General features: G+C 69.9%; 21 protein-coding genes. 15 read left to right on the forward strand and 6 right to left on the reverse strand.

The window, feature by feature from the left end:
- Window positions 1-49: 49 nt before the first annotated feature.
- The 6 genes from ACQEVY_RS10540 (at window position 50) to ACQEVY_RS10565 (ending at window position 9,729) form a co-directional block, all read left to right on the forward strand.
- Window positions 50-940 (forward strand): MurR/RpiR family transcriptional regulator, encoded by an 891-nt coding sequence (locus ACQEVY_RS10540; RefSeq protein WP_432947141.1) that lies wholly within the window; start codon window positions 50-52, stop codon window positions 938-940.
- A gap of 257 nt (window positions 941-1,197) precedes the next feature.
- The gene (locus tag ACQEVY_RS10545) at window positions 1,198-5,487 is read left to right on the forward strand and encodes an NEW3 domain-containing protein (RefSeq protein WP_432947143.1); all 4,290 of its coding nucleotides are present in this window, start codon (window positions 1,198-1,200) and stop codon (window positions 5,485-5,487) included.
- Between the two features lie 344 nt (window positions 5,488-5,831).
- Entirely contained in the window at window positions 5,832-6,218 is a 387-nt protein-coding gene (locus tag ACQEVY_RS10550; protein WP_432947145.1) for a hypothetical protein, read from the forward strand.
- Window positions 6,219-6,428: 210 nt separating this feature from the next.
- Window positions 6,429-7,799, forward strand: a complete 1,371-nt coding sequence (locus ACQEVY_RS10555) for an extracellular solute-binding protein (protein WP_432947147.1) — start codon at window positions 6,429-6,431, stop codon at window positions 7,797-7,799.
- Entirely contained in the window at window positions 7,799-8,818 is a 1,020-nt protein-coding gene (locus tag ACQEVY_RS10560; RefSeq protein ID WP_432947149.1) for a carbohydrate ABC transporter permease, read from the forward strand. Before ACQEVY_RS10555 ends, ACQEVY_RS10560 begins: the two co-directional genes overlap by 1 nt.
- Window positions 8,815-9,729, forward strand: a complete 915-nt coding sequence (locus ACQEVY_RS10565; RefSeq protein WP_432947151.1) for a carbohydrate ABC transporter permease — start codon at window positions 8,815-8,817, stop codon at window positions 9,727-9,729. The genes ACQEVY_RS10560 and ACQEVY_RS10565 overlap by 4 nt, the downstream gene beginning before the upstream one ends.
- On the opposite strand, the gene ACQEVY_RS10570 is transcribed toward ACQEVY_RS10565, so the two are convergent.
- Both ACQEVY_RS10570 and ACQEVY_RS10575 read right to left on the reverse strand, forming a co-directional pair.
- On the reverse strand, window positions 9,693-12,011 hold the full coding sequence (locus tag ACQEVY_RS10570) for a glycoside hydrolase family 3 N-terminal domain-containing protein (RefSeq protein ID WP_432947153.1): 2,319 nt from the start codon (window positions 12,009-12,011) through the stop codon (window positions 9,693-9,695). The two genes, ACQEVY_RS10565 and ACQEVY_RS10570, sit on opposite strands and share 37 nt — an antisense overlap.
- Complete coding sequence (locus ACQEVY_RS10575) at window positions 12,005-13,039, reverse strand: N-acetylglucosamine kinase (RefSeq protein WP_432947155.1); 1,035 nt, start codon at window positions 13,037-13,039, stop codon at window positions 12,005-12,007. The genes ACQEVY_RS10570 and ACQEVY_RS10575 overlap by 7 nt, the downstream gene beginning before the upstream one ends.
- 109 nt (window positions 13,040-13,148) lie before the next feature.
- On the opposite strand from ACQEVY_RS10575, the gene ACQEVY_RS10580 reads away from it, so the two are divergent.
- Complete coding sequence (locus ACQEVY_RS10580) at window positions 13,149-14,384, forward strand: glycoside hydrolase 5 family protein (protein WP_432955165.1); 1,236 nt, start codon at window positions 13,149-13,151, stop codon at window positions 14,382-14,384.
- 302 nt (window positions 14,385-14,686) lie between these two features.
- Here the strand turns inward: ACQEVY_RS10580 and ACQEVY_RS10585 are convergent, their stop codons facing one another.
- Window positions 14,687-15,586, reverse strand: coding sequence for a LuxR C-terminal-related transcriptional regulator (locus ACQEVY_RS10585; RefSeq protein WP_432947157.1), 900 nt, complete (start codon window positions 15,584-15,586; stop codon window positions 14,687-14,689).
- 337 nt (window positions 15,587-15,923) lie between these two features.
- Between ACQEVY_RS10585 and ACQEVY_RS10590 the strand changes: the two genes are divergently transcribed.
- From ACQEVY_RS10590 to ACQEVY_RS10615, 6 genes are all read left to right on the forward strand, one after another.
- Window positions 15,924-16,091, forward strand: coding sequence for a hypothetical protein (locus ACQEVY_RS10590; RefSeq protein WP_432947159.1), 168 nt, complete (start codon window positions 15,924-15,926; stop codon window positions 16,089-16,091).
- Window positions 16,092-16,144: 53 nt separating this feature from the next.
- Complete coding sequence (locus tag ACQEVY_RS10595; protein ID WP_432947161.1) at window positions 16,145-16,399, forward strand: hypothetical protein; 255 nt, start codon at window positions 16,145-16,147, stop codon at window positions 16,397-16,399.
- Window positions 16,400-16,469: 70 nt separating this feature from the next.
- Complete coding sequence (locus ACQEVY_RS10600; RefSeq protein ID WP_432947163.1) at window positions 16,470-17,702, forward strand: hypothetical protein; 1,233 nt, start codon at window positions 16,470-16,472, stop codon at window positions 17,700-17,702.
- 1 nt (window position 17,703) lies between these two features.
- Window positions 17,704-17,985: a hypothetical protein gene (locus tag ACQEVY_RS10605; RefSeq protein ID WP_189325224.1), complete on the forward strand. Its 282-nt coding sequence runs from the start codon at window positions 17,704-17,706 to the stop codon at window positions 17,983-17,985.
- Window positions 17,986-18,056: 71 nt separating this feature from the next.
- The gene (locus tag ACQEVY_RS10610) at window positions 18,057-19,193 is read left to right on the forward strand and encodes a hypothetical protein (protein ID WP_432947165.1); all 1,137 of its coding nucleotides are present in this window, start codon (window positions 18,057-18,059) and stop codon (window positions 19,191-19,193) included.
- Window positions 19,190-20,536 carry an MFS transporter gene (locus ACQEVY_RS10615; protein ID WP_432947167.1) on the forward strand — a complete coding sequence of 449 codons (1,347 nt, stop codon included), beginning with the start codon at window positions 19,190-19,192 and terminating at the stop codon, window positions 20,534-20,536. Before ACQEVY_RS10610 ends, ACQEVY_RS10615 begins: the two co-directional genes overlap by 4 nt.
- Window positions 20,537-20,987: 451 nt before the next feature.
- Here ACQEVY_RS10615 and ACQEVY_RS10620 read toward each other — a convergent pair whose 3' ends face one another.
- On the reverse strand, window positions 20,988-22,103 hold the full coding sequence (locus ACQEVY_RS10620) for a sensor histidine kinase (protein WP_432947169.1): 1,116 nt from the start codon (window positions 22,101-22,103) through the stop codon (window positions 20,988-20,990).
- Complete coding sequence (locus ACQEVY_RS10625; RefSeq protein WP_432947171.1) at window positions 22,100-22,771, reverse strand: response regulator; 672 nt, start codon at window positions 22,769-22,771, stop codon at window positions 22,100-22,102. Before ACQEVY_RS10625 ends, ACQEVY_RS10620 begins: the two co-directional genes overlap by 4 nt.
- A gap of 215 nt (window positions 22,772-22,986) precedes the next feature.
- On the opposite strand from ACQEVY_RS10625, the gene ACQEVY_RS10630 reads away from it, so the two are divergent.
- The gene (locus tag ACQEVY_RS10630) at window positions 22,987-24,294 is read left to right on the forward strand and encodes a DUF418 domain-containing protein (protein ID WP_432947173.1); all 1,308 of its coding nucleotides are present in this window, start codon (window positions 22,987-22,989) and stop codon (window positions 24,292-24,294) included.
- 47 nt (window positions 24,295-24,341) lie between these two features.
- On the opposite strand, the gene ACQEVY_RS10635 is transcribed toward ACQEVY_RS10630, so the two are convergent.
- Complete coding sequence (locus ACQEVY_RS10635; protein WP_432947175.1) at window positions 24,342-25,835, reverse strand: glycoside hydrolase family 3 N-terminal domain-containing protein; 1,494 nt, start codon at window positions 25,833-25,835, stop codon at window positions 24,342-24,344.
- Window positions 25,836-26,020: 185 nt separating this feature from the next.
- Here ACQEVY_RS10635 and ACQEVY_RS10640 point away from each other — a divergent pair, with 185 nt between their 5' ends.
- The gene (locus ACQEVY_RS10640) at window positions 26,021-26,953 is read left to right on the forward strand and encodes an SCO3242 family prenyltransferase (RefSeq protein WP_432947177.1); all 933 of its coding nucleotides are present in this window, start codon (window positions 26,021-26,023) and stop codon (window positions 26,951-26,953) included.
- Window positions 26,954-26,990 lie beyond the last annotated feature (37 nt).

The raw sequence follows: 26,990 nt of genomic DNA on the forward strand, positions 1-26,990 counted from the left end.
GTCACATTCTCAGCAGCTCGTCAGTAGCAACCAGTACCAAGGAGATCGGATGCCCCCGACGGACGTCACCTCTCTCATCCGCACCGAGCTGCCGCGACTGGCCGGCTCCCTGCGGAAGGTGGGCGAGCTGATCCTCGAGGATCCGGCGGGCGTCACGCATTGCTCGGCCGCCGAGCTGGGCCGCAGGACCGGGACCTCGCAGGCTACGGTGACCCGTTTCTGCCGGGCCATCGGGCTCGACTCGTACCAGCATCTGCTGATCGAACTGGCCCAGGAACGCGGTCGCGGCGAGGTCTCCGACTGGGGCAGCGCCGAGATCGGGCCGGACATCTCCCCGGACGACGACCTCGAACGCGTCGTCCAGGTCGTGGGCAGCGCCGACCTGCGCGCGGTGCAGCAGACCATCGACCGGATCGACCTCGACGCGATGGAGCGCGCGGCCCAGACTGTCGCCCGCGCCCGGCGGATCGACATCTACGGCGTCGGCGGCAGCGGTGCGGTGGCGCAGGAGACCGAGACGCGGCTGTTCCGCATCGGGTGCTCGGTTCGCGGCTGGACCGAGGTGCACGCCGCGGCGACCTCCGCGGCGCTGCTCACGCCGGCCGATGTCGCCATCGGTATCTCGCACTCGGGGGCTACCCGCGAGACCATCGAGCCGTTCGAGCTTGCCAAGGAGCGGGGTGCCACGACGGTGGCGATTACCTCTGATCCTCGGTCGCCGCTTGCCAAGGCCGGCGGCATCCGGCTCATCTCCACGTCCACGGAGACCATCTTTCCCGGGCGTACCGGCAGCATCGGGGGCCGCCACTCCGTGCTCGTCCTCATTGACTGCCTGTACGTGCGGGTCGCCCAGCTCTCGTATCAGCGGGCGAGTGCGTCGCTGGCGCTGACAGATCACATCACGCCGCAGCATGCGGTGAAGTCTCGCCGCAGCCGGTAGCTCCGCTGGAGGGGCAGTTATTCGGCTGCGGGTGGGTGGGGGCTGGTCGCGCCCACGCGGCGGAGCCGCAAATGTCACAGCCCCGCGCCCCTATCGGGGCCTGCGGCCCCTCAAGCGGGCGCGTACCGCACCGGGAATCGCCAAGGCCGCGTAGGCGCCCTGCATGGATGAACCACCAACAACACCTACGCATGGTTGTTTGAACCAACCCCCCGCTGCCAGGATATGGCTCCCCCGAGCCCCCTCGTAGGAGCCCCATGCGCGTCACCTCTGTCGAGTCGACCGAGCTCTTCGTCGGAACCGCCGAGCAGCCGCGCCAGGTGGTTGCCGTCGAGCTGAGCCACCTCCCCGGCCGAACTGTCCGCCTCACCGTCGAGGGCCCCGGCGTGACCGGCGAGAGCCAGGCCACCGTCACCGAGGACGGCACCGTAAGCGCCGAGATCCCCGTGGTCACCGATCTCCCCGTCGGCGACCGTCGCGAGATCACCATCACAGCCGCCGACGGAGACCAACTCGCCTACCACACCAGCGAGTTCACCGTCGTCGAACCCGGCTGGACCATGTTCATGGTCAGCCACTTCCACTACGACCCCGTCTGGTGGAACACCCAGGCCGCGTACACCGAGACCTGGGACGTCGCCGACGACCCCGCCTCCACCGGCCTCCCGGCCCGTACCTTCGACTCGCGAGGCCAGTCCGGCATGAGCCTCGTCCGCGCCCACTGCGATCTGGCGCGGCGCGATCCGGCGTACACCTTCGTGCTCGCGGAGGTCGACTACCTCAAGCCGTACTGGGACGCCTTCCCGGAAGAGCGCGCCTTTCTGCGCGAACTGATCCGCACCGGTCGCGTGGAGATCATGGGCGGTACGTACAACGAGCCCAACACCAACCTCACCGGCGCCGAAGCGACCATACGCAACGCCGTGTACGGCGACGGCTTCCAGCGAGCCATCATGGGCGCGTCGCCGGAAACCGCCTGGCAGTTGGACGCCTTCGGGCACGATCCCCAGTTCCCGGGACTCATGGCGGACGCGGGGCTGAGCTCCAGCTCATGGGCGCGCGGGCCCTTCCACCAGTGGGGGCCGACGCTGTCCGTCTTCGGGGAGGAGCCGAGGGATCCGAACCGGATGCAGTTCCCGGCGGAGTTCTCGTGGATCGCCCCCTCGGGGCGCGGGCTGCTGACCGCCTACATGGTCAACCACTACGGGGCGGGCTGGGCGATCGACAACGCGCCCACGCTCCCCAAGGCCGAGCAGGCCGCGTACAAACTGTTCAAGGGGCTCAAGCAAGTCGCGCTCACGCGCAACGTGCTGCTCCCGGTCGGCGGGGACTACGCCCCGCCGTGCCGTTGGGTGATGGACATCCACCGGAACTGGAACGCCCGTTACGTCTGGCCCCGCTTCATCAGCGCCATCCCGAGGGACTTCTTCGCCGCCGTACGCACGCAGCTCGACGAAGAAGGCCGCAAGGCCTCGCCGCAGACGCGGGACATGAACCCCGTCTACACCGGCAAGGACGTCTCGTACATCGACACCAAGCAGGCCCAGCGGTACGGGGAGACGCTCCTCGCCGACGCGGAGGCGTGGGCGACGCTCGCCTCGCTGGTCACCGGGCATCCGTATCCGGACGCGGCGCTCGACAAGGCGTGGCGGCAGCTGATCTACGGCGCGCATCACGACGCCATCACCGGCTCCGAGTCCGACCAGGTTTATGTCGATCTGCTGACGGGCTGGCGGGAGTTGTACGACCTGGCCGGGACGGTGCATGCCGATGCGACCGACGCCCTGGCGCGGCGGGTCGCCCAACTCCCCGGCGGCACACCGGACTTGGTCGTCTTCAACGCCGCCACCCGCGAGCGCAACGACGTGCTCACCGTGGCCGACCCGGGTCTCGTACCGCTCGACGACACGGGTCTGCCGCTGCCCGCCGTACGCGACGACGACGGCCAACTCCGCGTGGTCGTACCGCAGGTGCCGGGCATGGGCCTGCGCGCCCTGCCGCTCGCCGAGGGCTCCGTGGCCGGTTGGACGCCGGGCGAAGGGACGACCATCCGCAACGAGTTCTACGAGGTGACCGTCGACCCGGCGCGCGGTGGGGGCGTGAGCGGCTTGCGCGCGATGGCGGAGGGCGGCCGAGACTTGCTGCGCGCCGGGGACATCGGCAACGAGCTGGTCGTGCAGGAGGAGTACCCGAGGCACCCGCGTTTCGGCGAGGGCCCCTGGCATCTCACGCCGACCGGCACGACCGTCGCCCGCAGCGGCGAGGTGACCGCGGACGTACGGGTCGAGCACTCCCCCGCCGGATCGCGTGTCACCGTCACCGCGGACCTCGGGCTCTTCCGCTACACGCAGCGGCTGTGCCTCTGGAAGGGGGTCGCGCGGCTGGACGTGTCCACCACCATCGACGGGTACGACGGCGCCGACCGGCTCATCCGGGTGCGGTGGCCGTCGGACGTACGGGGCGGGCTGCCGGTGCATGAGGTGGCGGACGCGGTGATCGGGCGCGGGTTCGGCTTCGTGGACGTGGACAGCGAGCAGTTCCCGTGGACGTTGGACAACCCGGCCAACACGTGGTTCGGGCTCGGCTCCACCGCGCGGACCGAACTGCGGGACGACGCGGGCGCGTTGCTCGGGCAACGGTCGATCGGGGTCGCCGAGTTGATCTACGGCTCCTGGGACGAGGCCGGTGAGCTCGGGGCTCCACTCGCGGCGGCCCTCGTCCGCGCGGGCGTCACGGCGACCTCGACGATCGCGGACGGTCCTCGTTACGGCGACCTGGAGGTCGACTCCAACCTCCCCGACATCCGTATCGCCGTCGGCGCCCCCGACCACAACGCTGTGGTCGCCGAGGCGCTCGGCTGGGACCCCGCCGCCGGGCGCGAACTGCGGCGCCAACTGGCCGAGCGGGGCGTGGCGATCGTGTGGGTCGCGCCGCGTGCGGGGCTGCGCGAGGAGTGGGTGCCGGGGGCGGACCTGCGTGACCTGGAGCGGCTGCCGCTGCTCGTGGTCGCGGGCGCCCGCCCCGAGGACGACGCGAAGGCGGTCGCCGAGCTGGTGGCCGACCTGGAGGACGCGACGATACGGGCCACCGCGGCCGGCGGTGGAGAGGCCCTGCCACCGGGTGACGCCTGGGACGGCCGCAGCTTCGCCGTCCTCAACCGCGGCACGCCGGGCTGCGTGGTCACCTCCTCCGGCGATCTCTACATGTCCCTGATGCGCTCCTGCACCGGCTGGCCCTCGGGCATCTGGATCGACCCGCCGCGCCGTACCGCCCCCGACGGCTCGTCCTTCCAGCTCCAGCGCTGGTCCCACACGTTCGAGTACGCGGTGCTGGGCGGCGACGGCGACTGGCGCGAGCTCCAACTCCCGCAGGCGGGGCATGAGTTCAACCATCCGCTGACGGCGCGGTTGCGCACGGCCCCAGGCCAGGCAGCGGACGACCCCGTACTGCCGAGGCGGACGGCTCTGCTGGCGCTCGAGCCGGAGGGCCGGGTACTCCTCGACGCCCTCAAGCCGATCGGCTCACCGCTCGCTCGGGGCAGTGTGGCACCGGCCGACCCGGCGCGGGGTGTCGCGGTGCGCATGCACGAGGTGTCGGGCCGGCCGGTGCGGGCGCGGGTGCGCGGGCCGGTGCCTTGGACGGGGGGCTCGCGGGCAGATGTCCTGGAGACGCCGGGGGAGCCGCTGGTCCCGGAGGACGGTGCCCTCGGCGTGGGGCTGACCGGGTTCGAGGTCGCGACAGTGCTGGCGACGCCCGGCGACCCGGCAGGCGCGGGCTCCCCCGGTACGACGCAGGGGCCCGGGATCGCCGCGTACGAACCCGCCCAGCCCGTCCCCACCCGGTACTGGCTGCACAACTCCGGCCCCGCACCCCGCGGGAACATGCCCGTGACCGTGTACGTCTCGCCGAGCGCACTCACCGTCGACAGGCGGCGGCCCGTCACCGCGACCGTACGGATCGCCTCGGAACTCACCGACGCACCGGTGTCGGGCGACGTGACCCTGCACGTACCGCCCGGCTGGCTCGCCGAGCCCGCCCGACTGCCGTACGCGCTGGGCCCCGGCGGATTCACCCTCGCCGAGTGCACGGTGACGCCCGCCCCCGATGCCGTACCCGGCCGTCACTGGCTCGCGGCGCGGCTGTCGTACGGCAGGCAGGTGTACGAGGATGTCGTGGCCCTCGATGTACCGGGCGAGGTCCGGGAGGGCGAGCCGGACGGGCGTACCGGCCCAACTCTCGTGTCGCGGCTGGGAGTTGAGCGGGTACGGGTGCGCAGGGGTGAGCGGGCGCGGGTTCCGGTGAGCGTGCGCAACACGACGCGTGGTCCGATCACTGGCACCGTGTGGGCCGTTTCCTCGTGGGGCACGTGGCCCGGAGTGGGACCTGGCTGCCAGGGGTTCACGGTCGCCCCCGGGGAGAGGGCGGAGTGCGCCATCGAGGTGGACGGCCGGGCGGTGCCGCCGGGCTCGTACTGGCTGCTGGCGAAGGTGGCGTGGCACGGGCAGGTCGCTTATACCGAGGCGGTTCCGCTGGAGGTGACGCTGTGACGCATGGGCACTTGCCGGAGGGGGTCGCGGCGTTGGCGGGGGGCGAGGCGATCGCTACGGCGCGGGTGGATACGCTGCTGAGAGCAATACCTCCGCGCGACGGGGTGCCCGGTCCGGATGCAGCGAACGGCGCAGACAAAGTCCGGTGCGACACAGAGCCCCATCAGGGGCGCGGGGAACTGCGCGACCAGCCACAGACGGCCCGCAGGTCTCAAACCGCCATCGCCGAGCGGCAGCGCCGCCGCTGGGCCACCCAAATCGTCGTAGCCGACGAACTAGCCCACCGCGCCTGCGCCGAGCGCGGACTCACTCCCCCTGCCCGGGCGGAGCCCCACGCGCTCACCGTGGACGAAACCGACGTCGCCGACCTCGGAAGCATCGTCGCAGTCGTACTCGCCTACTCCCCCGCCGCCCGCGCCCTCCTGGACCGCCTCACGGACGAGCAGGACGTCTCCCAAGCAGCCGTACGTGACTACTACGACCGCAACCGGGACCGCTTCCTCACCCGTGACGCCCTGCGCCGAGGAGTCGACCCCTACGGCGGCGCCGCACCGGCGGACTTCCTCCCGTACGCGGACGTACGGGAGCGCATCACCCACAGGCTACGGCAGGCGGCGGGCCGGCGCGCGTTCTTCGCCTGGCTGGACCGAGCCCGCGCCGACGTCGTGTACGCCGCCGGCCACGAACACCCGGGCGACCCCTCACACCCGGACCACGAGCACCGCCACTGACCGAGGCAACTGACGGACACCGACCGGCACCCGCCCGACACCCGACGCCCGGCATCCGACCGTCAGCGACCACGAGCCGGAACCCAAAAGCAACACGGCACCCCATTGACCTCCGATGAATTTTGGTCCACCTTTTCATCAATCGGAGTCCAAGTTGGTTAATTGAACCAGCGACTGAACCAGCAGAAGCCTGGTCGCAGGAGGGCAAAAATGCGCGCAAGAAGACTCACCGGATCCCTGGCCGGCCTCATCGTCCTGTCGCTGGCCACGGCCGGCTGCGGTCTCTCCGGAGGCTCCGGGGACGGCGAGGCCACCGCCGGCGGCTGCAAGGTCGACAAGGGCAACGTCGGTTCCGGCAAGCTCACCGGGGACGTCAAGGGCAAGATCACCTTCCAGACGACCAACTTGAAGAAAGACTTCGGGACGTTCTTCAACGGAGTGATCAAGGCGTTCGAGAAGGAACACCCCGGCACCTCCGTCAAGTGGGTCGACGACCCGGGCGACGCCAAGTTCACCGAGCGGAACGTCGCGGACGCGCAGGCCTGCACGCTGCCCGACGTGATCAACCTGAACAAGGTCACCGCGACGGCCCTCACCAAGTCCGGCTACCTGCTCAACCTCGACGAGAAGGACCCCGATGCGTCGAAGCCCTTCGTGAAGGCGTTCTGGGACTCCAGCGCCCTGAAGGACGCCTCCGGCAAGGACATCCACACCGTGCTGCCCTGGTACACCGGCGGAATCAACCTGACGTACAACACCGAGATGCTGGAGAAGGCCGGTATCGACCCCGAGAAGCCGCCGACGACCCTCTTCGGGCTGTTCGAGGACTACGAGAAGATCGCCAAATCGGCCAAGGGCAAGTACTACGCGACGATGGCCAACCCGATCTGGCGCCTCCCGGCCGACTGGCAGCAGATGGACATCAAGGTGTACTCCGACGACGGCAAGTCCTTCGTCTTCGCCGACGACCCCAGGACCACCGAGTGGGTCGCCTGGATGAAGAGGCTGTATCAGGGAGGCGCGATGCCGAAGGACTCGCTGTCGTCCAGCGACGACCCCTCCACGCCCTACAGCAACGGCCAGGTGGCCTACGGATCGACGAACCCCAGCTTCGTGCGCTTCGTGAAGCAGAACAGCCCCTCGGTCTACGCCAAGACCGGCGTCGGCCAGTACCCGTTCGACAAGCTCGGCCACACCACCGGCGCCCCGCAGTACATCTCCGTCCCCGCGACCAGCAAGAACGCACCCACCGCGCTGGCGTTCGCGAAGTTCCTCACCAACGCGGAGAACCAGACGGCCTGGTGCAAGGACCCGAACGTCGTGATCTTCCCGACGACCACCGAGTCGCTGGAGGACCCGTTCTTCACCACGGTGACCGGAGACGACCCCTTCGCCGAGGCCCGCAAGGTGGTCGCCGAGCAGCTCAAGACCGCCACCGCTGACGAGATCGTCCTCTCCGACCCGCAGCGGAACGCGATCGTGTCCCAGGTGCAGCTGGCCATGCAGGGCAAGAAGAGCCCCGAACAGGCGGTCAAGGACGCCCAGGACAAGGCCAACGAGCTGCTGACGCAGGGCAGTTGATGGCAGCGACACAGACCGCGAAGCCGACGGCCGGGCCAGGTGGGGCGAGCAGCGCCGCACCGGGCCCGGCCCCGGGCCGGCTGCGGCGTCTGGGCCGGGCGCTGCGGCCCGGGCCCGCGCCGGGCGCCAACGGCGCCGCCCTGTACCGCCGCTGGTGGCTGCCCTGGGTGTGGGCCCTCCCCGCCATCGTGTGCGCGGCGGGCTTCGGCGTGTTCCCCTTCCTCAACACCCTCCTGCTGTCGTTCACCGACGCCAAGCCGCTGGGCGGCGCGGCGAACTTCGTCGGGCTGTCCAACTACACCCGAATGCTCGGCGACGACGACTTCTGGCTGGCGACCCGCAACAGCGTGCTGTACGCGGTGATCGTGGTGCCGCTGATGGTGCTGCTGCCGCTGCTACTCGCGGTGCTGGTGGAGAAGAAGCTGCCCGGCATCGGGTTCTTCCGGTCCGCCTTCTACACGCCGGTGATCGCCTCCAGCGTAGTCGTCGGACTGAGCTGGCAGTGGCTGCTCAAGGACGAGGGACTGGTCAACACCTGGCTGCAGAAGGGGCATCTGATCAGGGAGGCCATACCCTTCCTGTCCGATCCGTGGCTGATCCTGCTGTCCGCCATGGGCCTCACGCTGTGGAAGGGGCTCGGCTGGTACATGATCTTCTACCTCGCAGCCCTGGGGAACGTCTCGCAGGACCTGCACGAGGCGGCGGCCATGGACGGCGCGGGCGCTGTCCGGCGCTTCTGGCACATCACCGTGCCGGGCGTGCGGCAGACGATGCTGCTGGTCGGCGTGCTGACGGGCATCGGCTCGCTGCGGGTGTTCACCGAGATCTACATGCTCGGCAGCCCCACCGGCGGCCCCGGCGGCCAGGCCCGCACGCTGCCCTTCTACATCCGCGACGTCGGGCTCGATCCGCTGAGCGGCAACGCCGGGTACGGCGCCGCGGTCAGCGTCGCTCTGTTCGTACTGACCTTGGGCCTCACACTGCTGGCGCAGCGCCTCACCAGGGGGGATGAGGAATGACCACGAGCACCCCGACCGCCTCGAGCACGCCGAGCACCCCGGCCGCCCCGCGGTCCGCGCGGGGGCGCTTCCGCTGGCGGGACTACGGACGCCCCCGCGAACTCGTGGTCCGCTATCTCCTGCTGCTCTTCGTGCTGGCGATCACCGTCGGCCCACTGCTGTGGCAATTCCTGACCTCATTGAAGGGGACGACGGAGGACGTCTTCGGCGCGAACGCCTCCCTCCTGCCACAGCACCCGACGCTGCGGGCGTACGAGCAGGTCTTCGCCCAGGTGCCGGTGGCGACGTACATCAGGAACAGCATGATCGTGGTGGTGCTGTCCCTCGTCAGCCAGCTGCTGTTCTCCACCATGGCGGGCTACATGCTCTCCAAGCCGGCGTGGCGGGGCCGAAAGTCGGTCTGGATCCTGCTGGTCGCATCGATGATGTTCCCCTTCGAGGCGATCATGGTGTCCCTCTTCCTGAGTGTGAGGGACCTGGGGCTGGTGGACAGCCTGGCGGGCGTATGGCTCCCGGGCTTCGTCGGCGCCATCAATGTCCTCATCATGCGGGCCGCATTCCTCGCCGTCCCCCGGGAGCTCGAGGATTCGGCCATGCTCGACGGGGCGGGAGAGTGGCAGCGTTTCCGGCTTCTGTACCTGCCGAGCGCCTTCGGTGCGATGTCGGTCGTCGCCATCAACACCTTCATCGCCGCCTGGGACGACTTCCTGTGGCCGCTGATCGTGCTGCGCTCCGAGGAGAACTTCACCCTCACGCTGGGACTGGCCCGGCTGCAGACCTCGTCGTTCGGCTACGACCAGCGGGTGGTGATGGCCGGGTCGGTGATCTCCCTGATTCCGGTGCTTGTGCTGTTCGCCATCACACAACGGTGGTTCTACAAGGGCGTCGCGTCGGGAGCGGTGAAGTTCTGATCCACGCGGAACAGGACGGGTACCGCGGTCAGCGCGGCCCGGGCCGACTCGGCGATCCGGACCTCCAGCGTGCCGGGCAGCACGGCGGTCTCCAGATCGGCGCCGACCTGGGCCAGTTGGTCGGCGCCGAGGGGGAACGTGACGGTACGGCACTCCCCGGGAGCGAGGTCGAGAGAGCGGAAAGCGCGCAGTTCGAGGGTGCGCGGCCAGACGGGGGTCAGCAGCCGCCGGACGTAGACCTGGACGACCGTACGCCCATGCCGCTCCCCCGTGTTGGTGACGTCGACCTCGACGGTGTGCCCCTCCCGTCCCGATAGGCGTGGCGGGCCGTACGCGAAGCTCGTGTACGAGAGTCCGTGCCCGAAGGAGTACAGCGGGTCGGCGCTTTCGTCCACGTAGGTGCCGTACTCGGTGTCCTTGTGGTTGTAGTAGACGGGGAGTTGGGCCGCCGAGTGGGGGACGGAGACGGGGAGGCGGCCGGTCGGTTCCGCGTGGCCGAGCAGGACCTCGGCGATCGCGGCTCCTCCCCAGGGGCCCGGGTACCAGGCGGTGAGCAGGGCCGCTGCGAGGTCCGCCGCCTCCGGGACGGCGTGTGGGCGTCCCTGTACCAGGACGACCACGGCGGGGGTGCCGGTCGCCGAGACGGCGCGCAACAGCTCGTACTGCGCCTCGCCGAGCCGGAGCCCGGCGAGGTCGACGCCCTCGCCACAGGTCATCTGCGAACTGGCCTGCTGGGCGGCCCCGTTGGCCGCGAAGTCGGTCTCGGGGGTACGGGCGCTGCTGCCGCCGAGCGCCAGCACGGCCAGGTCCGCGGCGTCGGCGAGGGCGACGGCTTCGGGTATCCCGGAGGTGTCGCCGCCGGTGAGGGCGCAGCCGCGGGCGTGGGTGATCTCCACCGCGGGCGGGGCGAGGCGCCGCAGTCCGTCGAGCACGCTGGCGCCGGTGCCGGGGCGTTGCGGGGCCGTGTAGTCGCCGAGTTGGTGCGCGGTGGTGGCGGCGTGCGGGCCCAGGACGGCGATACGGGTCGCGGTCGGGGGGATCGGGAGGACGTCGCCGTTGTTGTGGAGGAGGGTGACCGCGGCTCGGGCGAGGGCGGTGCTTAGATCCCGGCCCAGGGCTGTGGGAGGGGAGGTCAACTGGTCTGCCGCATAGGGGCGTTCGAAGAGGCCGAGGCGGAATTTCAGGTGGAGGACGCGGGTGACGGCCGCGTCCAGGGTTTCCTCGCGTAGGAGGCCACGCTCGACCGCCTCTTCCAGGTGCGTGAAGCCCTCGTCCCACAGGCTCAGGTCTACACCGGAGTTAAGGGCGAGAGCGCCGGCGGAGACCTTGTCGCCGGTGATGCGTGCCAGCCGGTCCACCGCCAACCCGTCCGCCATGACCAGGCCCTCGAATCCCCAGCGTTCCCTGAGGAGTTCGGTGAGCAGGGCACGGTTGCCGGAGCAGGGCATGCCGTCGACCTCGTTGTACGCGGCCATGACGGCGGCGGCTCCGGCCCGGACACCGGCGCGAGCGGCCGGGAGGTGGATCTCGTGGAGTTCGCGGGGGCCGAGTTCGGACTCGGCGGAGTTGCGGCCGCCGATGGTGGCGCCCTGGCCGGCGAAGTGCTTCAGCACGACGGGGGCCTTATCTGGGGCGAAGAGTTCGCCGGGGTTCCTCCCCTGCATGCCGCGTACGAGTGCCTCGGTGAGCCGAGAGGCGAGGTACGGGTCCTCGCCGAAGCACTCCTCCGTGCGGCCCCAGCGGGGGTCGCGGGCGATGTCCAGTGCGGAGACGAGCGCCAAGTGGGCGCCGCGTGAACGGAGTTCGGCTGCGGCGTGGGCCGCGGCCTGCTCGTACAACTCGGGATCCCAAGTGGCGCCGACGGCCAGGTTCACCGGGAAGACGGTGCCGTCCAGAGCCATGTGACCGTGGGGGACCTCCTCGACGAACAGGGCGGGTATGCCGAGCCTGCTAGCGCTGACGACATGGCGCTGCACCAGATCGGCGAGCGCCGCGCTGTCCGCGGCCCCCGCTCCGGTGGCGTGGTCGACACCCGACCAGGCGTCGGCTCGGAACAGTCCGTAGAGGGCACCGAGTCCGGCGAAGCGCTCGGTTTCGGCGTACAGCGCCTCGGTGAGTTCAAAGCCGGAGGGGGTGCGGCGGTAGGCGTTCCAGCCGTACATCCGCTGGTTGAGCTGCCCGACCTTCTCTCGCAGGGTCATCCGGCCCAGCAGGTCGCGGACGCGGGCTTCTATGGGGGCGGCGGGGTCGCGATAGAGGACGATCTGGGCGGGCCTCAGCATGAGGCTGGCCGCTTCGTTGTCGGGTCGAGCTCCCACTCCAAGCGGGCCAGCGCCACAGCACCGCCACAGCCGTCCGTCACCCGGTCGACCTCCAACCCGAACTCCTCCAGGCGACGATGCACGGCCTCCGTAAGAGGCCCGCCCGTGCCCAGCAACCCGCCGGTGGCAACCAGCCGTTCCCCTGGTCGGCAGCCCAACGCACGTACCGTCTCGGTCAGTTGACCGGCCGCCTCGCGGAGAATGGCCATGGCGACGGCATCCGTGCCGCGAGCCGCCTCGCTCACCAGCGGCGCGAGCCCGGCGAGCCGGATCGGGGGCTCGGCCATGACGGCGGGCAGCAGCCGCATGCGGTACGCCTCGCGCTGTTCCCGTGACGCGAAGGCGGGCCCCTTCGCGCCGCCGCCCGGCACCACCTCGTCCGGAAGCCCGAACTCCCGGCCGACCAGCGCCGCCAGCACCGTAGAACCACCCCGCCCATCCGCCATACGCAGCGCCGAACGCACCGCCTCGCGCCCGATCCAGAAGCCGCTGCCGTCGTCGCCGAGGAGCCAGCCGTCGCCGCCCACGGTGGCCGTGCAGCGGTGGTCGGTGATGCGGGCCGCGACCGCGCCCGTGCCGGCGACCAGGGCGAGGCCGTTCGCGGGGGTGCCGGGTGCGGAGGCGAAGGCGGCCTCGATGTCGCTGTAGATCTCGACCGATGCGGCGGTGATGCCCAGCCGGCGGAGCGCCGAGGTGAGGGCGGAGTGGGCGTTGAGGCGGCCGGGCTCGTCCGCGGCGGTCCGTGAAGCGCCCGCGAAACCGCCCGCCACCGCCACCACTCGGCCGCGCAGCGCTTCCGGCACGGCCTCCGCGATCGCCTCGGCGAGGTGGTCGGTGAGCTGAGGAACCGGGACGGTCAGGGCGTTGCCCGGCCCGGCGGCGCCCTCACCCCGTGGGCGGCCGTCGCGCACGGACGCCAGGACGGCGCGCGTACGGGTGCCGCCGGCGTCCAGGCCGACCACGAAATCCTGGTTCAAATCATTGTTCATTGGCGACCATGGTGGTTGATACATTCGCCACAGACAAGGTCCGACGAGGGCCGACGGGTCCCTGCGGGGCCTGACGCGCCCCGGCGGGCCCGACCAGGAGGAGGTCCTCATCAACACTCCCACCGCGCCCGCGAACCTGCGCTTCGGCGTCAACTACACCCCCCGACGCGGCTGGTTTCACTCCTGGCACGACTTCGACCCGGCGCACGCACGCGAGGACCTGGCGCAGATTGCCGACCTGGGCCTCGACCACGTACGGATCTTCCACCTCTGGCCGCTCCTCCAGCCCAACCGCACGCTCATCCGCACCGCCGCCGTCGACCAGCTGGTGCGCCTGGTCGACCTGGCTGCCGAGGCCGGTCTCGACGTTCTCGTGGACGGTATCCAGGGCCACCTGTCCAGTTTCGACTTCTACCCGGAGTGGACCCGTAGCTGGCATTACCGCAATGTGTTCACCGACCCCGAGGCCATCGAGGCCCAGGCCGAATTGCTACGGGTCCTGGGCCGCGCCCTCGCCGACCGCCCCAACCTCCTCGGCCTCCAGCTCGGCAACGAACTCAACAACCTCGTCGAACACAACCCCGTCACACCCGACCAGGTCGACCACTACCTCGACACTCTGCTGACCGCCGCCCGCTCCGGACTCGGCGCAAGCGGCCTGGTCACCCACTCCGCCTACGACGCCGCCTGGTACGGCGACGACCACCCCTTCACCCCCGAGGCTTCCGCCCGCAAGGGCGACCTGACCACCGTCCACCCCTGGGTGTTCTCCGCGGACTGCGCACGCCGCTACGGACCCCGCTCCCCGCAGGTCCAGCACCTCGCCGAGTACGGAGTCGAACTCGCCAAGGCGTACGCCACCGAACCGGCCCGCCCGGTCTGGGTCCAGGAGACCGGAGCGTCCGAGCCGCACATCCCCGCGTCCGACGCCCCGGACTTCGCCCGCGCGACCGTCCTCAACGCGGCCGACTGCACCGACCTGTGGGGGGTGACCTGGTGGTGCTCCCACGACGTGGACCGCTCCCTGACCGACTTCCCGGAACTGGAGTACACCCTGGGCCTCTTCGACTCCACGGGCCGCGCGAAGCCGATCGCCTCGGCTTTCGCGGACGCGGCGGCGAAGCTGCGCACCGGCTCGCACCGGGCGCAGCCCCGCGACACCGCCCTGGTCCTGGACTGCACTCCCGCGACCCGTTCCGTGTCCGGTCCGGGCGGCGCGTACTTCGAGGAGTGGATGCGACTGCGGGTCGAGGGGGTACGCCCGGCGGTGGTGAGGGCGGAATGGGCGGATGATGCGGAGTACTTGAGCGCACGAGGCATCAGGGAACTCATTCGGATGCTGTGACTTCACCTGGCGTACTGGCACCGCGGTCCCATGACCCCTGGCGCACACATCGTGAACACATGGCGGGAGAATGTCCTTCAGGAGCTCAAACGAGCACTGCGTGAACACGAGCAGGCGAAGCGCTCACGCTCTGCGACTCACCCTGGGTCCGCCCGGCAGCCGGGGAAGAGCCAGCGGGGTGCCGGTAGACGGTGGGGCGGAGGAGGCCACCAAGGGCTACCAGCGAGTTACTTGTTTCCTGGTGTCTGAGCTGGGACTCCGAGGCCTACCTGAGCTGCTCGGCGGCGAACTGTCGGACAGCACTACAGCCACCCGCGCTTTGTCGCGTTAACGCCGGCTTGGAACCTGCTGGCGGCATCCAGCCGCTCCATCAGATGAGCCATCATGCGGCGGACGGTTCGTAGAGATACCCCGAGTCTCCGGGCTGCGGCCTCGTCGGTGTCGCCGCCAGCGGCCATCCGCAGCAGTTCTCTTTCTGTTGGGGTGCAACCGTCCTGGTCCCGCGGGATTTGCTGACCGAAGGGCAGTCCGACTTCCCAGACCTGCTCGAAGAGTGCGTGCAGCGCCGCCACGATGCCGGGACTGCGCACTTCCAGGGCAGCAGCGCGGGGGTTGTCGGCTTGGGCCGGCACCACTGCGATCTTGCGGTCAACGATGACCATCTGGATCGGGACGGTCGGCACGGTGCGCATCTCGCTGCCGAGCTCTACGAGCCGGCGGGCGTAGGTGAGCGTTTCGGTGTCGTTGCGGAAGCTGTCACGGCAGACCGCGCGGATCGTGACACCCCGCGCGAGGGCCTCCTCGTTGAGTGACGCGGCAGCCTCGCGGGCTTCGGGCCGATGGGCGCCGCCGGGGTTGAGAGAGAGGCACTCGAACTCCGTGGTGCGCTGCAGCTCCTCAAGACGGGTCCGGATGGCATCCAGCCCGTCGTGCCGAATCGCTCCGTCAATAGGCCAGGCGCTGTGATGCTCGGCGGTTATGGAGGCTATCTCCGCGCGGGCTTCTTCAACTTCCACTTGTCGTGATGCCAGGCATGCCTCGGCCGAGGCGAGCAGCTTTGCCAGTCCCACGTCGGGACTTACCGGCCGAAGCTTTCCGTCGAACTGAGCGGAGGGCTTGAGCAATGCCAGTTCGGCCAGTTCGTCCAGCGCAGCCCGCACTTCGGGGTCTGACAGCCCGGTGTCCGTGGCTAGCGCGGCCACTCCGTGGTCTCGGTGTTGAAGCGCGGCTCGGTAGACAGCTTCCGCATTCGAGGACAACCCGAGTAACTGCAGCATGACACCCCCGTGAGTCAGTTCTGCGGACTGAAGAAGATTGACATACGGGGCCGGGGAAGTCTCCCTTCCGCTTTACAGGGTCTTGGCCAGTGCGTCTACGAACCTCGTGGCTCCAAGGTGCCAAGCACCTTGCGGACAGTGACCAACCAGTGACACGGCTGGTGCCCATGGGTGAGTCTTACGTCATCGGCCGCAACACCTGATTCTCGGGCGGAGCGGAAATTCTTCGTAATCCAACTGTCACTGAAGGGTGGAGTTTGCCATGTCCCGAGTCGCCGCCGTGGTGATCGCATCTGTCGTTCTCCTGACCGCAGCTGGGACCGCCCCGGTCGCTGCCCTCGAAGTAGCGGACACCCAGCGTGTGGTGGCCGGCGACGGGTATGGCTGGAGTGCCCCGCAGGACACCGACGGAGCGGAGAGGGCCGCCTGACATGCCGTGCCCGGATCCAGCCGGCGGGCACACTCCGGGAGACTGTGATGCACATGATCACGATGCGGCTGGTCCATCCGCCCGTGGCGCCCAAGACCCCGGACAAGCCCTCCGAAGTCCTCATGGCGCAATGCACACCCGCCGACGGCGTCGAACACGTCTGGGCGCGGACTCACCAGGGCCACATTGACCTCGTCTTCTTCGTCCTTGCGGAGTGCGAAGCCAACGCCCTGCTCTCCGCCCGCGCCGTCTGCGAACGAGCCCTTTCGCACGAGCCAGCACTCGCCTCCTGGCAGCTGTCCATCTGACAGGCCCTCAAGACCTCCTCCATGCCGCTGCGCATCACAGCCCGACCGATCCGAGAAAGGAATTCGACCCATGCTCGAAACAGCCGGCGCACCACCCGCACTCGACCACTCCGTCGAGCGACGTCACATCGGAACCTTCCAGGTCCCCGACGAGGTAAATGACCTGGACTTCCCCCTCCCGGGTGTCCGGCTGGAGAGCACGAATGTCACCGAAGGGGACGGCACCAATGGGGTAACCCGGATTACCCGCATCACCACAGGACCGGGCATCACCGACTACGTCACCCACGAGCAGGAGTTCACCTACTCCACCTACGGCATCCACGTCGGCCAGGACGACCGGCTCACGTTCTTCGGCGAAGGCCAGCAGATCAGCGTCCACCTCATCGACTGCCGCGAGGACGTGGACCAGCCCGGTGCTGAGATCACCATCGAGCTGGCGGTGTCGCCCTATCGCGTGCTCATCATCCCCAAGGGCGTGGCACACACCCTCGACGGCCTCGGCGGTGTCGTCACCCGCGATGAGCCCGTGTGGTACGCGGATGCCAACCCCCACTGGGAGCCGGACAACGACCTGATCTCCTTCTCCCGCTCCTCGGACTCCGCCCCGATCGTGCAGACCAATCGCCACCAACTGCCGGTGGCCGCCCACCTGCTGATGTCCCGCATGGCGCAGCGGACCAACGCCTTGTCGCACAACGCCTACGCCGCCCGTTACCGCGTCTCCATCGGCGGCAAGACCACCTATGCCATGGTTCGCCCGGACTGGCGCGTCGCTGAGATGAAGCAGGACACACACGGCCTGGCCAGCGAGAACAACTTCGTCCTGACCGGCCCCGAATCCTTCACCGTGGTGCCCTCGACCGACACCTGCACCTCGGACGCCTGGGAAGTGCAGCTGAACGGCACGCCCGATCAGTTCGTACGCCACGATCACTCCCGCCGCCGCCTTACCTGGCTTGCCGGCAGCACTGACGCCCAGATCGAGATCGTGCACGCCGACGGCGAGCACTTCGTCATCGACCTCGGTGACCCCACGATCGGCGTCGCGATTCCCCCCGGCACCTGGTACCGGCTGATCGGACACGGCCGCATATGGCTCCGCGCCGAGATGGAGCTCCTCGACCGCCCCTGGGGGCCCGAGCACCGCCTCGGCAATGACGTCACCACCGCGGCCGTATCCGAGATCGGCCCCAGCAGACCTGCGCAGGACAGCGACCGCTACCTGCCTGGGCCCGCCTTCCACGCGCTCGCGCGAATGGAAGCGCAGGCAATCGCCCTCACCAACCGAAGGGAAGACTGACATGACCATCACCGCCACCGAGGCCACCGCCTGGAAGACCGAGCTCGAGACCATCACCGCCGACGTCGCGGACCCGGCCAGCCGCGCGGCACTCGAGAGCCTCCACTCCGCGCTGGAGGGCTACTTCGAGAACCCGGTGCTCTTCCGCAGCGTCCTCGGCAAGATCGCCAAGTCGATGATCGACCCGGAGACCGAGGAACAGATCACCGGCCAGGCCTTCCAGAACCTGGACGAGTTCAAAGCGGCCCTGCCGGCGGGCGTCACCGTCACGACCGTCCAGTAAGCCCGCTCCGTGCGCGGGTGGGTGCACCAACACGGCGCACCCACCCGCGCGCACGTCCAGGAGGAACCGGCATGCCCGCACTCCCGAAGCCCCAGCTGATGCTGACCAAGACCCGCACCACCGGCCCGGACGCCGGCTTCCCGGGTGCGCGGCACATCCGCTCGTCACGCAACGACCGGCCTTACCACTACATGGTCCACAGCCCGCACTTCGCGTACGAGGAGTACGCCATCCACCTCGGGCAATACGACCGGCTCTCCTTCTACGGCGAGACCGGAGCCATGCCCGTAAGGGTTCACATGTACGACTGCCGCGCAAATTCTCCGGAGTACGACCGGAAGCTGGAAGTCGATGTGCCGACGGACGGCTCTTGTGTGCTGGCCATTCCTCCTGGTTACGCCCACTGGTTCGAAAACCTCGGCTGCGTCACCACGCGCAACGACTACTCGGTCCTGGCCCCGGAGGACTCCTCCTCCCCCTGGAACCCGCTTGAGGACAACGCCACTTACTCGGTCACGGAGATGCGCTCCTCGCGGCCCGAGGTCATTGCCAACACGACCGAGCTTCCCTCCCCCGCGCAGTTCCTGATCTCCAAGGCCGTGTCCCGCAGCTGGCAGGGTGGTGCCACCGAGCAGGGAGTGCTGGGTACGGCCACCATCGGTGACCAGGAGATGCGGTACTTCGTCGACCGGGCTCTCGCCCAGCCGGACCTGCCCACCTCAAAGCTCGCCACCGTGTCCGCCGAGGTCGGCTCCTACCAGGCCATCCGTGACGACTCGTTCGGCATCGGCGCCAACGTCTCCAGCGGCCTGGCTGACACCATGGTCTTCCCCTGCACAGCCGAGTGGCCGGGGTACTACAGCGTGCACCCCAACCTCACCCTGCGGCTCTCGCCGCTGCTGTATGACAGCCCTGAGGTGGAACTGCACCTCGTCGACCGGCGTACCGACTCGCCGACGTTCGGCGCCGAAGAAGTCCTGCCCTTCCCCTCCGACCCCCGCACCGTGGTGCGGATCGAACCAGGGGTCATGATGCGGGCCCGCGGTGGCGGATTTCTGCACTACCGGGTCGAGTTCGATGTGCATAATGCGCGGTCGGGGCTGCCGCAGCTCTTCGTACCCGTTCCCGAAGGCGGGCCCTTGCCGAGCTTCGATCCGCCCGGCGACGTGCTGAGCGACGATGTCGTACGAGAGTTGGCCTATCGGTGACCGATACATCGCAGCAGCCCACACAGACGAAGAAGCAGGCGCCGGCCTGGCCCCGATGGCTGGGCGCAATGCTGGCGCTCTATGTGGCCCTCACCCTCGCCGCGGCGATGAGTGAGGGTGTCTACGACATCGCCTTCGCGAACCTGGCGCTGGACCTGTCCGGCCTGGTCAGCACGATCGGCATCGTGTACTGCGTGGGATACGGCGTCGAAGTCGTCGCCTCCCTTGCCATCGGCCCGCTGCTGGATCGACGGGACGCGGGGCAAGTCCTTGTCGTCTCCTACCTCGCCAAGATCGGCATCTTCGTTCTGATCGGCTTGAGCTCGTCGTTCCTGTCGTCGCACCTATGGACGATCGTGATCGCGGCCGCAGCAGTGGACTTCATCCACCAGGTCGGTGAGATGGCGCTGTTCGTGCTGCTGCCGCGGCTCGTGGACGCCCACACCCTGGTCAAGGTCCAAGGCATCGGGGCGACCGCCCGCTCCGCCAGCGAGATCCTCTCTCCCGTCGTCGCAGGCTTGGTCATCTCCCTGCTGCCCGGCGCCCGCGGACTGATCGCTGCGGCGGGATTTCAGATCCTCGCCTTGGCGTTGTTCGCCTGCGTCCTGGCCGTCGCGCGGCACACCGGACTGCGAACGAAGCCCGATGCCACCGCGGAGCGAGAGTCCGAGGACGACTCTGCCGACCCTCGCGCCCTGCCGTCACGCCGTGCGGTGGCCGGCACGATCCTGTCCAGCCGGCCCTGGCACCGCTACCTCGTCTTCCACGCTCTGACCGTGCTGGCTCTCTCCACGGTGATCCTCTCGTGGATCCCTCTCATGCGAGAGACGCTGGACATGTCCGCCGCCGCGGCCGGCACCTTCCTCGCCTTCTCCACCGCCGGAGCCCTCCTCGGCGGACTGGTCGTGGCCAAGTCCGGACCGGAGCGCATCTTCGCGAGCATGCGCTGGGCTCCAGCCCTTGCCGGTGTGGGCACGCTGACCGCAGTGCTCCTCGGCTCCGCCCGATGGCCGCTGGCCCTCGGCCTGATCTTGTTCGGCCTGGGCTTCACCGTCTATCTCCGATCCGCCGGCCTCGTCGTCCAGCTGCACGCTCCGATCGCCGTGCTCGGCACCTGGAACGGTCAACTGGACGCCGTCATCCGCGTAGTGAGCGCAGCCGGGATCCTGTCCGCCGGCTTCCTCTTCGATCTGGTCGGCGGGCACGCAGTTTTCGTCAGCCTCGGCTTCGCCCTGCTCGTATCGGCTGCGCTGTGGACTCGTTTCGGCCAGAACGACCAGAGGGACCTCTCCGCCACCCCCCTGCACGACAGCAAGGCTGTGCCACCAGCGCGGGACGAGTAGCCGCGCGCAGCATCGACGCCGTCCCTGACGGCGGCAGCGATCGCCCCGGGCCCGCCGGCCAGATCATGAGGCTTGACGTTGCGGGTGAGTTTCATGGTGTAAGCGTCCTGCGGGCGCGCGGACGGGCACATGAGCTCGACTACTCAGCGGGTACTCAAGCTGCCGACAGGCTGTGGCCGCAGGCTCGTCGTTGGAAGTCCGCGAGGCTGCCGATCAACTGACCGAGACTGTCCGGGCGTTGGGCTGCAGCCCTGGCGAGCGCTTGGTTGCCACCAGAGGCCTGCTTGGTGCGCACGGGCCTCTCACGGAGGCCGTGCACCGCCTGCGGGAACTCGGGCTGAAGGCTGAAGGTCGACCGGGTGACGGACGGCTGCGGCGGTGAGGTAGCGCTGGCCCGGCTGGAGCGCGGGCTCGCTCCACGGGTTGCGCGGTAGGCGGAGGCCCGGGTCCGTCAGTCCGCGCTCAAGGGGATCCGCAACCGCACCCGGTAGCCGCCCTCCGGGGTTGGGCCCGAGTCCAGGGTGCCGTGGAGGATGTCGGCTCGTTCTCGTAGGCCGACCAGGCCGTGTTGGGAGCCTGGGAGGGACAGGGAGGGGCGGGTGGGTGGGGTGTTGGTGATGGTTACGCCTACGTCGTCGCCGTCCTGCCAGAGTTCGACGTGGGCCGTGGCGCCGGGGGCGTGTTTGCGGGCGTTGGTCAGGGCCTCCTGGACCGTGCGGTAGAGGGCGCGTTGGGCGGGTGTGCCCACCGTGGGCGGGAGTTCGCCCTTCAGCTCGGTGTGCGTGCCGCTGGACTCCAGGAGCTTGTGCAGGTCGGCCAGGGTGGGTTGAGGGGTCAGCTCGGTGGCGTTGCCGCCGGAGGCGCGCAGCAGGGTGACCATGGTGCGGAGTTCGTCGAGCGTGGTGACGCTCAGCGAACGGATCGTGCGGGCGGCCTCTTTGGCGTCCGCGTCCCCGGCTGCGACCTGGAGGGCTCCGGCCTGTACGGCGATCAGGCTGACCTGGTGGGCGACCACGTCGTGCATCTCGCGGGCCAGTTGGGCGCGTTCGCGGGCGAGCACGGCCTGGGCGTGCAGGGACCGCTCGTACTCCCTGGCCTCCTCGATCTCGACCAGCCGCCGCGCCAAGTCCCGGTGTGCCTGGAGAAGTTGACCGAAGAGGACCGGGGCGACAGCGGTCGCCAGGCTGTACACGAAGTCGATCAGCGTCATGGTCCGGCCGACGTCGGTGAAAGCCGCGGGCCACGGAACGCTGCTCGCCACGGCGGCCAGGGCGACGCACCCCGCGAGGAGACGGCGGTTGCGGCAGCGTTCGGCCAGAGTGAACAGCGCCACGAGCGGAGCGACAGCGACCGGCTGCGTGACCGCGACGGGCAGGGTGAGCAGGAAGACGCCGAGCGGGAACCTGCGCCGGAAGGCCAGCGCGGCGCAGCCGAGCGCGGCCAGCGCGACATCGGTTCGCGTGGCGTCCCACAGACTCAGCCATACGTCCACGGCTGCCAACGCCACCACGATGATGTCGACGACCGGCGCGGGCACACGCTGCCACAGGACACGTGCGCGATTCATCGGGTGGCCTCCGGCTGCGGGCGCTCGTCGAGCAGTCCGGCCCGCTGCGCCAGCAGCGCGGCCTGCACCCGGCTCGTCACCCGCAGCTTCGTGAGGATCGCGCTGACGTGGTCCTTCACCGTGCCGGCACCCAGGTGGATACGTGCCCCGATGTCGGCGTTCGACAGCCCCTCGGCCACCAGGACGAGAACGTCGCGCTCGCGGGCGGTGAGCTGCCGGACGCGGGCCGCCTCCTCGTCGACGGCCGCCTCGGTGCCGGGGTGGCCGCGCAGCAGGGTGCGCGACGCCTTGGGGGACAGTACGACACCGCCCGCGGCCAAGGTGCGTACCAGCTGGGCGAGTTGCTCCGGTTCGGTGTCCTTCAGCAGGAAACCGGCCGCGCCGCAGTTCAGCGCGGTCAGGATGTACTCGTCGGCGTCGAACGTCGTCAGCATCGCCACCACCGGCGCCTCCGGCATCGTACGCAGCTCGCGCAGGACGGTGAGCCCGTCGACGTCCGGCATCCGGATGTCCAGCAGCACCACGTCGGGCCGCTCCCGGCGGACGGTCTCGACGGCCTCGCCCCCGCTCGACGTCGCGACGACCTCGATGTCCTCGGCCGCGCCCAGAATGAGACCGAACCCCGACCGGACCAGTGCCTCGTCGTCCACCACCACTACCCGGATCACGCGCGATCCGCCTCACCTTCGGTCATGCCATCCGGCGTTCATGCCGTCCGGACCATACCGACACGACCCTCTCGACCCTAAAGCCACGCGGAGTCCCGACGGCACGGCGAACGGCAGCTCCAGCCACACGGCGGGGTATCACCCGCCGGTCGGCAGGGACACCGCAGCCTTCTGCCGGATACTCCGTGAACGGCGCGGTCTCGAGGCTGAGTTGCATGACACAGCATTCAGAATCCCCGTTACTCCCGGCCGACGCACCGTCCCCTGAACAACGCGAGCGCAATGAGCCCTCGCCCCCTGAACGCACGCGCAGTGAGCCCTCGGCCGGCCCGCCGACCAACGCACCGACCAGCGCGCAGACCAGTGCACCCGCCGTGGGCCGGCTGATCGGGCTGGACCTGGCCCGCGGCCTGGCCGTCTTCGGCATGTACGCGGTCCATGTGGGCCCCGCCCCGGGCCAGGACGGTGTCATCGGCTTCCTGATGGAGCTGGCGCAGGGCCGCTCCTCCGCCCTGTTCGCCGTCCTGGCCGGCTTCGCGGTCGCCCTCATCACCGGGCGCCGCACGCCGAAGACCGGGCTGGCCGGACGCCAGGCCGTCGCCAAGGTCGTCATCCGGGCCGTGATCCTGATAGCTCTGGGCACCGCCTTGACCATGACCGGCACTCCGGTCGTGCCGATCCTCGCCTTCTACGGACTGTTCTTCCTGCTCGTGCTGCCGCTGTACCGGCTGGGCGCCAAGCCGCTGGCGTTGATCGCCGTGGGCTGGGCGCTGGTGGGTCCGCAGTTGCTGTACCTGCTGAAGCCGCTGGTCGGCGGCCGCTCATTCACCACCGTCGGCCAGGCCGACGGCCCCGTCTCGCTGTTCTTCACCGGCGGCTATCCGGCCCTGACCTGGGTCCCGTTCGTCCTCGCCGGTATGGCCGTCGCCCGCCTCGACCTGGCCTCAACCGCCGTACGCATACGCCTCGCCCTCTCCGGCGCAGCCCTCGCCGTCACCGGCTACGGCGGCTCCTGGCTGGCGCTGCGCCTCGTACCCGGTGCCGCCGAAGCCATCCGAAAGGCAGAGGAGGGAGCGGGCATGGCGTCCATGCCGTCGATGTCATCCATGCCGTCCATGCCGTCCGCATCGCTCGGCAGCGTCGAAATCTTCGGCGACACCCCCGCCGCGATGCTGGTCGCCTCACCGCACAGCGAGGCGACCCTGTCCATCGTGGGCAACACCGGTGTGGCGATCCTGGTGATCACCGCGTGCCTGGCAGCCATGGACGCCTTCCCCCGCCTGCGCCGCCTGGCCAAGCCCGTCATCGCGGTCGGCTCGATGTCACTGACGGCGTACGTCTACCACATCGTCGCCATCTGGCTCCTGGACACCGACGAACCGCCCGTCCAGCCCCTGTACGTACTGCTCTGCTTCATCGCCTCCGTCACCGTCCTCGCCACCCTCTGGTCCCGCTTCTTCCAACGAGGGCCGCTCGAATGGCTGATGGGCAGGGCGACCGGGCTCGCCCGGCGCATCCGATGAGTCACGCGACAGGGAACGACCCAACGTCGCGGTCGCCGCTGACGCGCTCAAGCAGCACACACCAACACCTCCGCCAGCGCCCGCAAGTTCACCCGCCCCCGCCCGTACGAGCACACGTCACCGCCGTCCGGCAGACCCGTCGACACCCGGATCGCATCCGCCCGTCCGGCCAGCAGCGCATCCCGGAGTTCGCCCTGCCAGGGATGCAAGCCCGCGTCGTGCGTGGCGACCACCAGCGGCGCGCCCTCCGCCCGGCGCAGGATCTCGGCCGCGAGGTCCGCGAGGTCCGCCACATCCGCCGGAACCCGAGTGACCGCCGTCCCCGTGGCCGTGGGGTCGAGGGCGCGTACCTCCGTCAGCAAGTCCTCGCCGCCCCAGTTGAGCGCGGGGTGCGGCGGCGGAAAGAGGTCGACGACATGGGCGCCCCGTACATGCGGCGCAGTCCCCCGTACCGCCCGCCGCGCCGCCTCCAAGCCGGCCCCGACATCCCACCTGGCGACCGCACCCGCAGCCACCGGCGCCGCGTACCGATCGGCCAGCCGCCGGACCCGGTCCGCGGCCTCCCGCACCCGTTCCGCCGGCAACACCCCGCTGCCCACCGCGTCCAGCACCGCGTCCCGGCAGCCGAGCGTGACCCCCAAGTCCGGTACGGCGACGATGACTTGGTCGGCGCCGGCCGCGAGGGCGAGCCGAGCGCCCGCCGACTCCCCGTACCTGTCCGCGATCGCCTTCATCTCCAGGGCGTCGCTGACCAGTACGCCGTCGAAGCCCAACTCGTCACGCAGCAGTCCGCTCAGGATGCGGGGACTCAGCGTGGCCGGGCGGTCGGGGTCCAGTGCGGGGAACACGACATGCGCGCTCATCAGCATCGGCACGCCTACGGCGATCGCGGCCCGGAAGGGGTCGAGGTCGAGTTCGTCGTACGGGCGTGGGTCGACCGCCACATCGTGGTGGCTGTCGGTGACGGTGCCCCCGTGGCCGGGGAAGTGCTTGGCGCAGGAGGCGACGCCGCGTGCCTGGGTGGCGGTGATCCAGGCACGCAGATGCCGGGAGACGAGCTGGGGGTCGGCGCCGAAGGAGCGGGTGCGCACGATCGGGTTCAGCGGGTGGTGCTGGAGGTCGGCGACGGGGGCGTACGAGGCTGTGATGCCGAGGGAGGCCAGGTGTCCGGCCAGTGCGTCGGCGCAGCGGGCGGTGAGCCGGGTGTCGTCCACGACACCCAGGGCGAAGGAGCCGGGGACTTCGGGTGCGTCCGCGTTCACCAGGTGACCGATGCCGCCGCCCTCGTTGTCGATGGCCACGAGCAGATCGGGGCGGAAGTCCCGCAGGGTTTCGGTCAGTTCACGGACTTGTTCCGCGTCGCGCACATTGCGGGTGAACAGGATGACGCCGCCGAGGCCGCGGTCGATGAGCCGCTTCAGGGTGTCGGGGACGGTCGTGGTTCCGTCGAATCCGGCGACGAGACAGCGGTGGACGGCCTCGTCCAGGTCAGGAGGGAGGGGGGCCGGACCGCCGGCGTACGGGTGCTCGGTGTGGGTCACCCCGGGAATCCTCTGGTTCACTGAGCCGGAAGTCAATAAGGTGGATGGATGGTCGATTCAGCTATAGGGGCGCCCTTAGAGGCATCCAGCGCGCAAATGGAAGCATCCACCGCTAGCCACATTCATCACAGAATTCCCACAAAGCTCAAGAATGAATGTTCAATCAGCGCGTGTAGCGTGATTTCATGAACGACCGGAAAGCGAACCTCCGCTTCGGATCCCGGCCCGTACAACTCGCTGACCTGGCAAGTCTCGTACGCGCCCCGGCCGCACTGAGCGTGCCGGGCGACATCCTCGCGGGGGCCGCCGCCGCAGGACGCCCACTGGGACCGCGCACGGTCGGCACCATGGCCTCCTCCGTCTGCCTCTACTGGGCCGGGATGGCCCTCAACGACTACGCCGACGCCACCATCGACGCCGTCGAACGCCCCCAGCGCCCCGTCCCTTCCGGCCGCGTCCCCCGTCGTACGGCCCTCTCCCTGGCCGGCGGACTGACCGCCGCCGGGCTCGGACTCGCGGCCCTCTCCGGCGGTCGCCGCGGCCTCGGCGTCGCACTGCCGCTTACGGGGCTGATCTGGGCGTACGACCTGAAGCTGAAGTCGACGAAGGCGGGGCCCGCCGCGATGGCCGGGGCGCGGGCGCTGGACGTGCTCGCGGGCGCGGTCGCGGCCGGCGGGACGAAGTCCGGGCGGCGTGGACTCGTACCCGCGGCCCTGGTCGGGCTGCATACGTACACGCTCACCGCCCTCAGCCGGCACGAGATCTCCGGCGCCCCGGCGCGGCTGCCCGCGACCACGCTCGGAGTGTCGGCCGCGACAGCGCTGGCGGCGGCGGGCACCGCACCCTCCGGTCCGGGGCGGCACCCTGATGCGCGTACCGCCGCGGTCGCCGCCGCCGGGGCGCTCGGCTACCTCGGTACGTACGGACTGGCGCAGGTCAAGGCCGTACGGGAGCCGTCGGGAGAGAACGTACGGCGGGCGGTGGGGGCCGGGATTCTGGGCCTTGTGCCCTTGCAGACGGCGTTGACCGCTCGGGGCGGGTCGCCGGTGGTGGCGGCGGCGTTGGGGGCCGTGCATCCGCTGGCGCGACGGCTGGCCCGGCGCGTGTCACCGACCTGACCCGAAGAGCAACCTGGAAACGACCCGAGGACAGCCA

Origin of the sequence: Streptomyces sp. CA-288835 (genome assembly GCF_050936385.1) — a bacterium.
Taxonomy (GTDB): Bacteria; Actinomycetota; Actinomycetes; order Streptomycetales; family Streptomycetaceae; genus Streptomyces.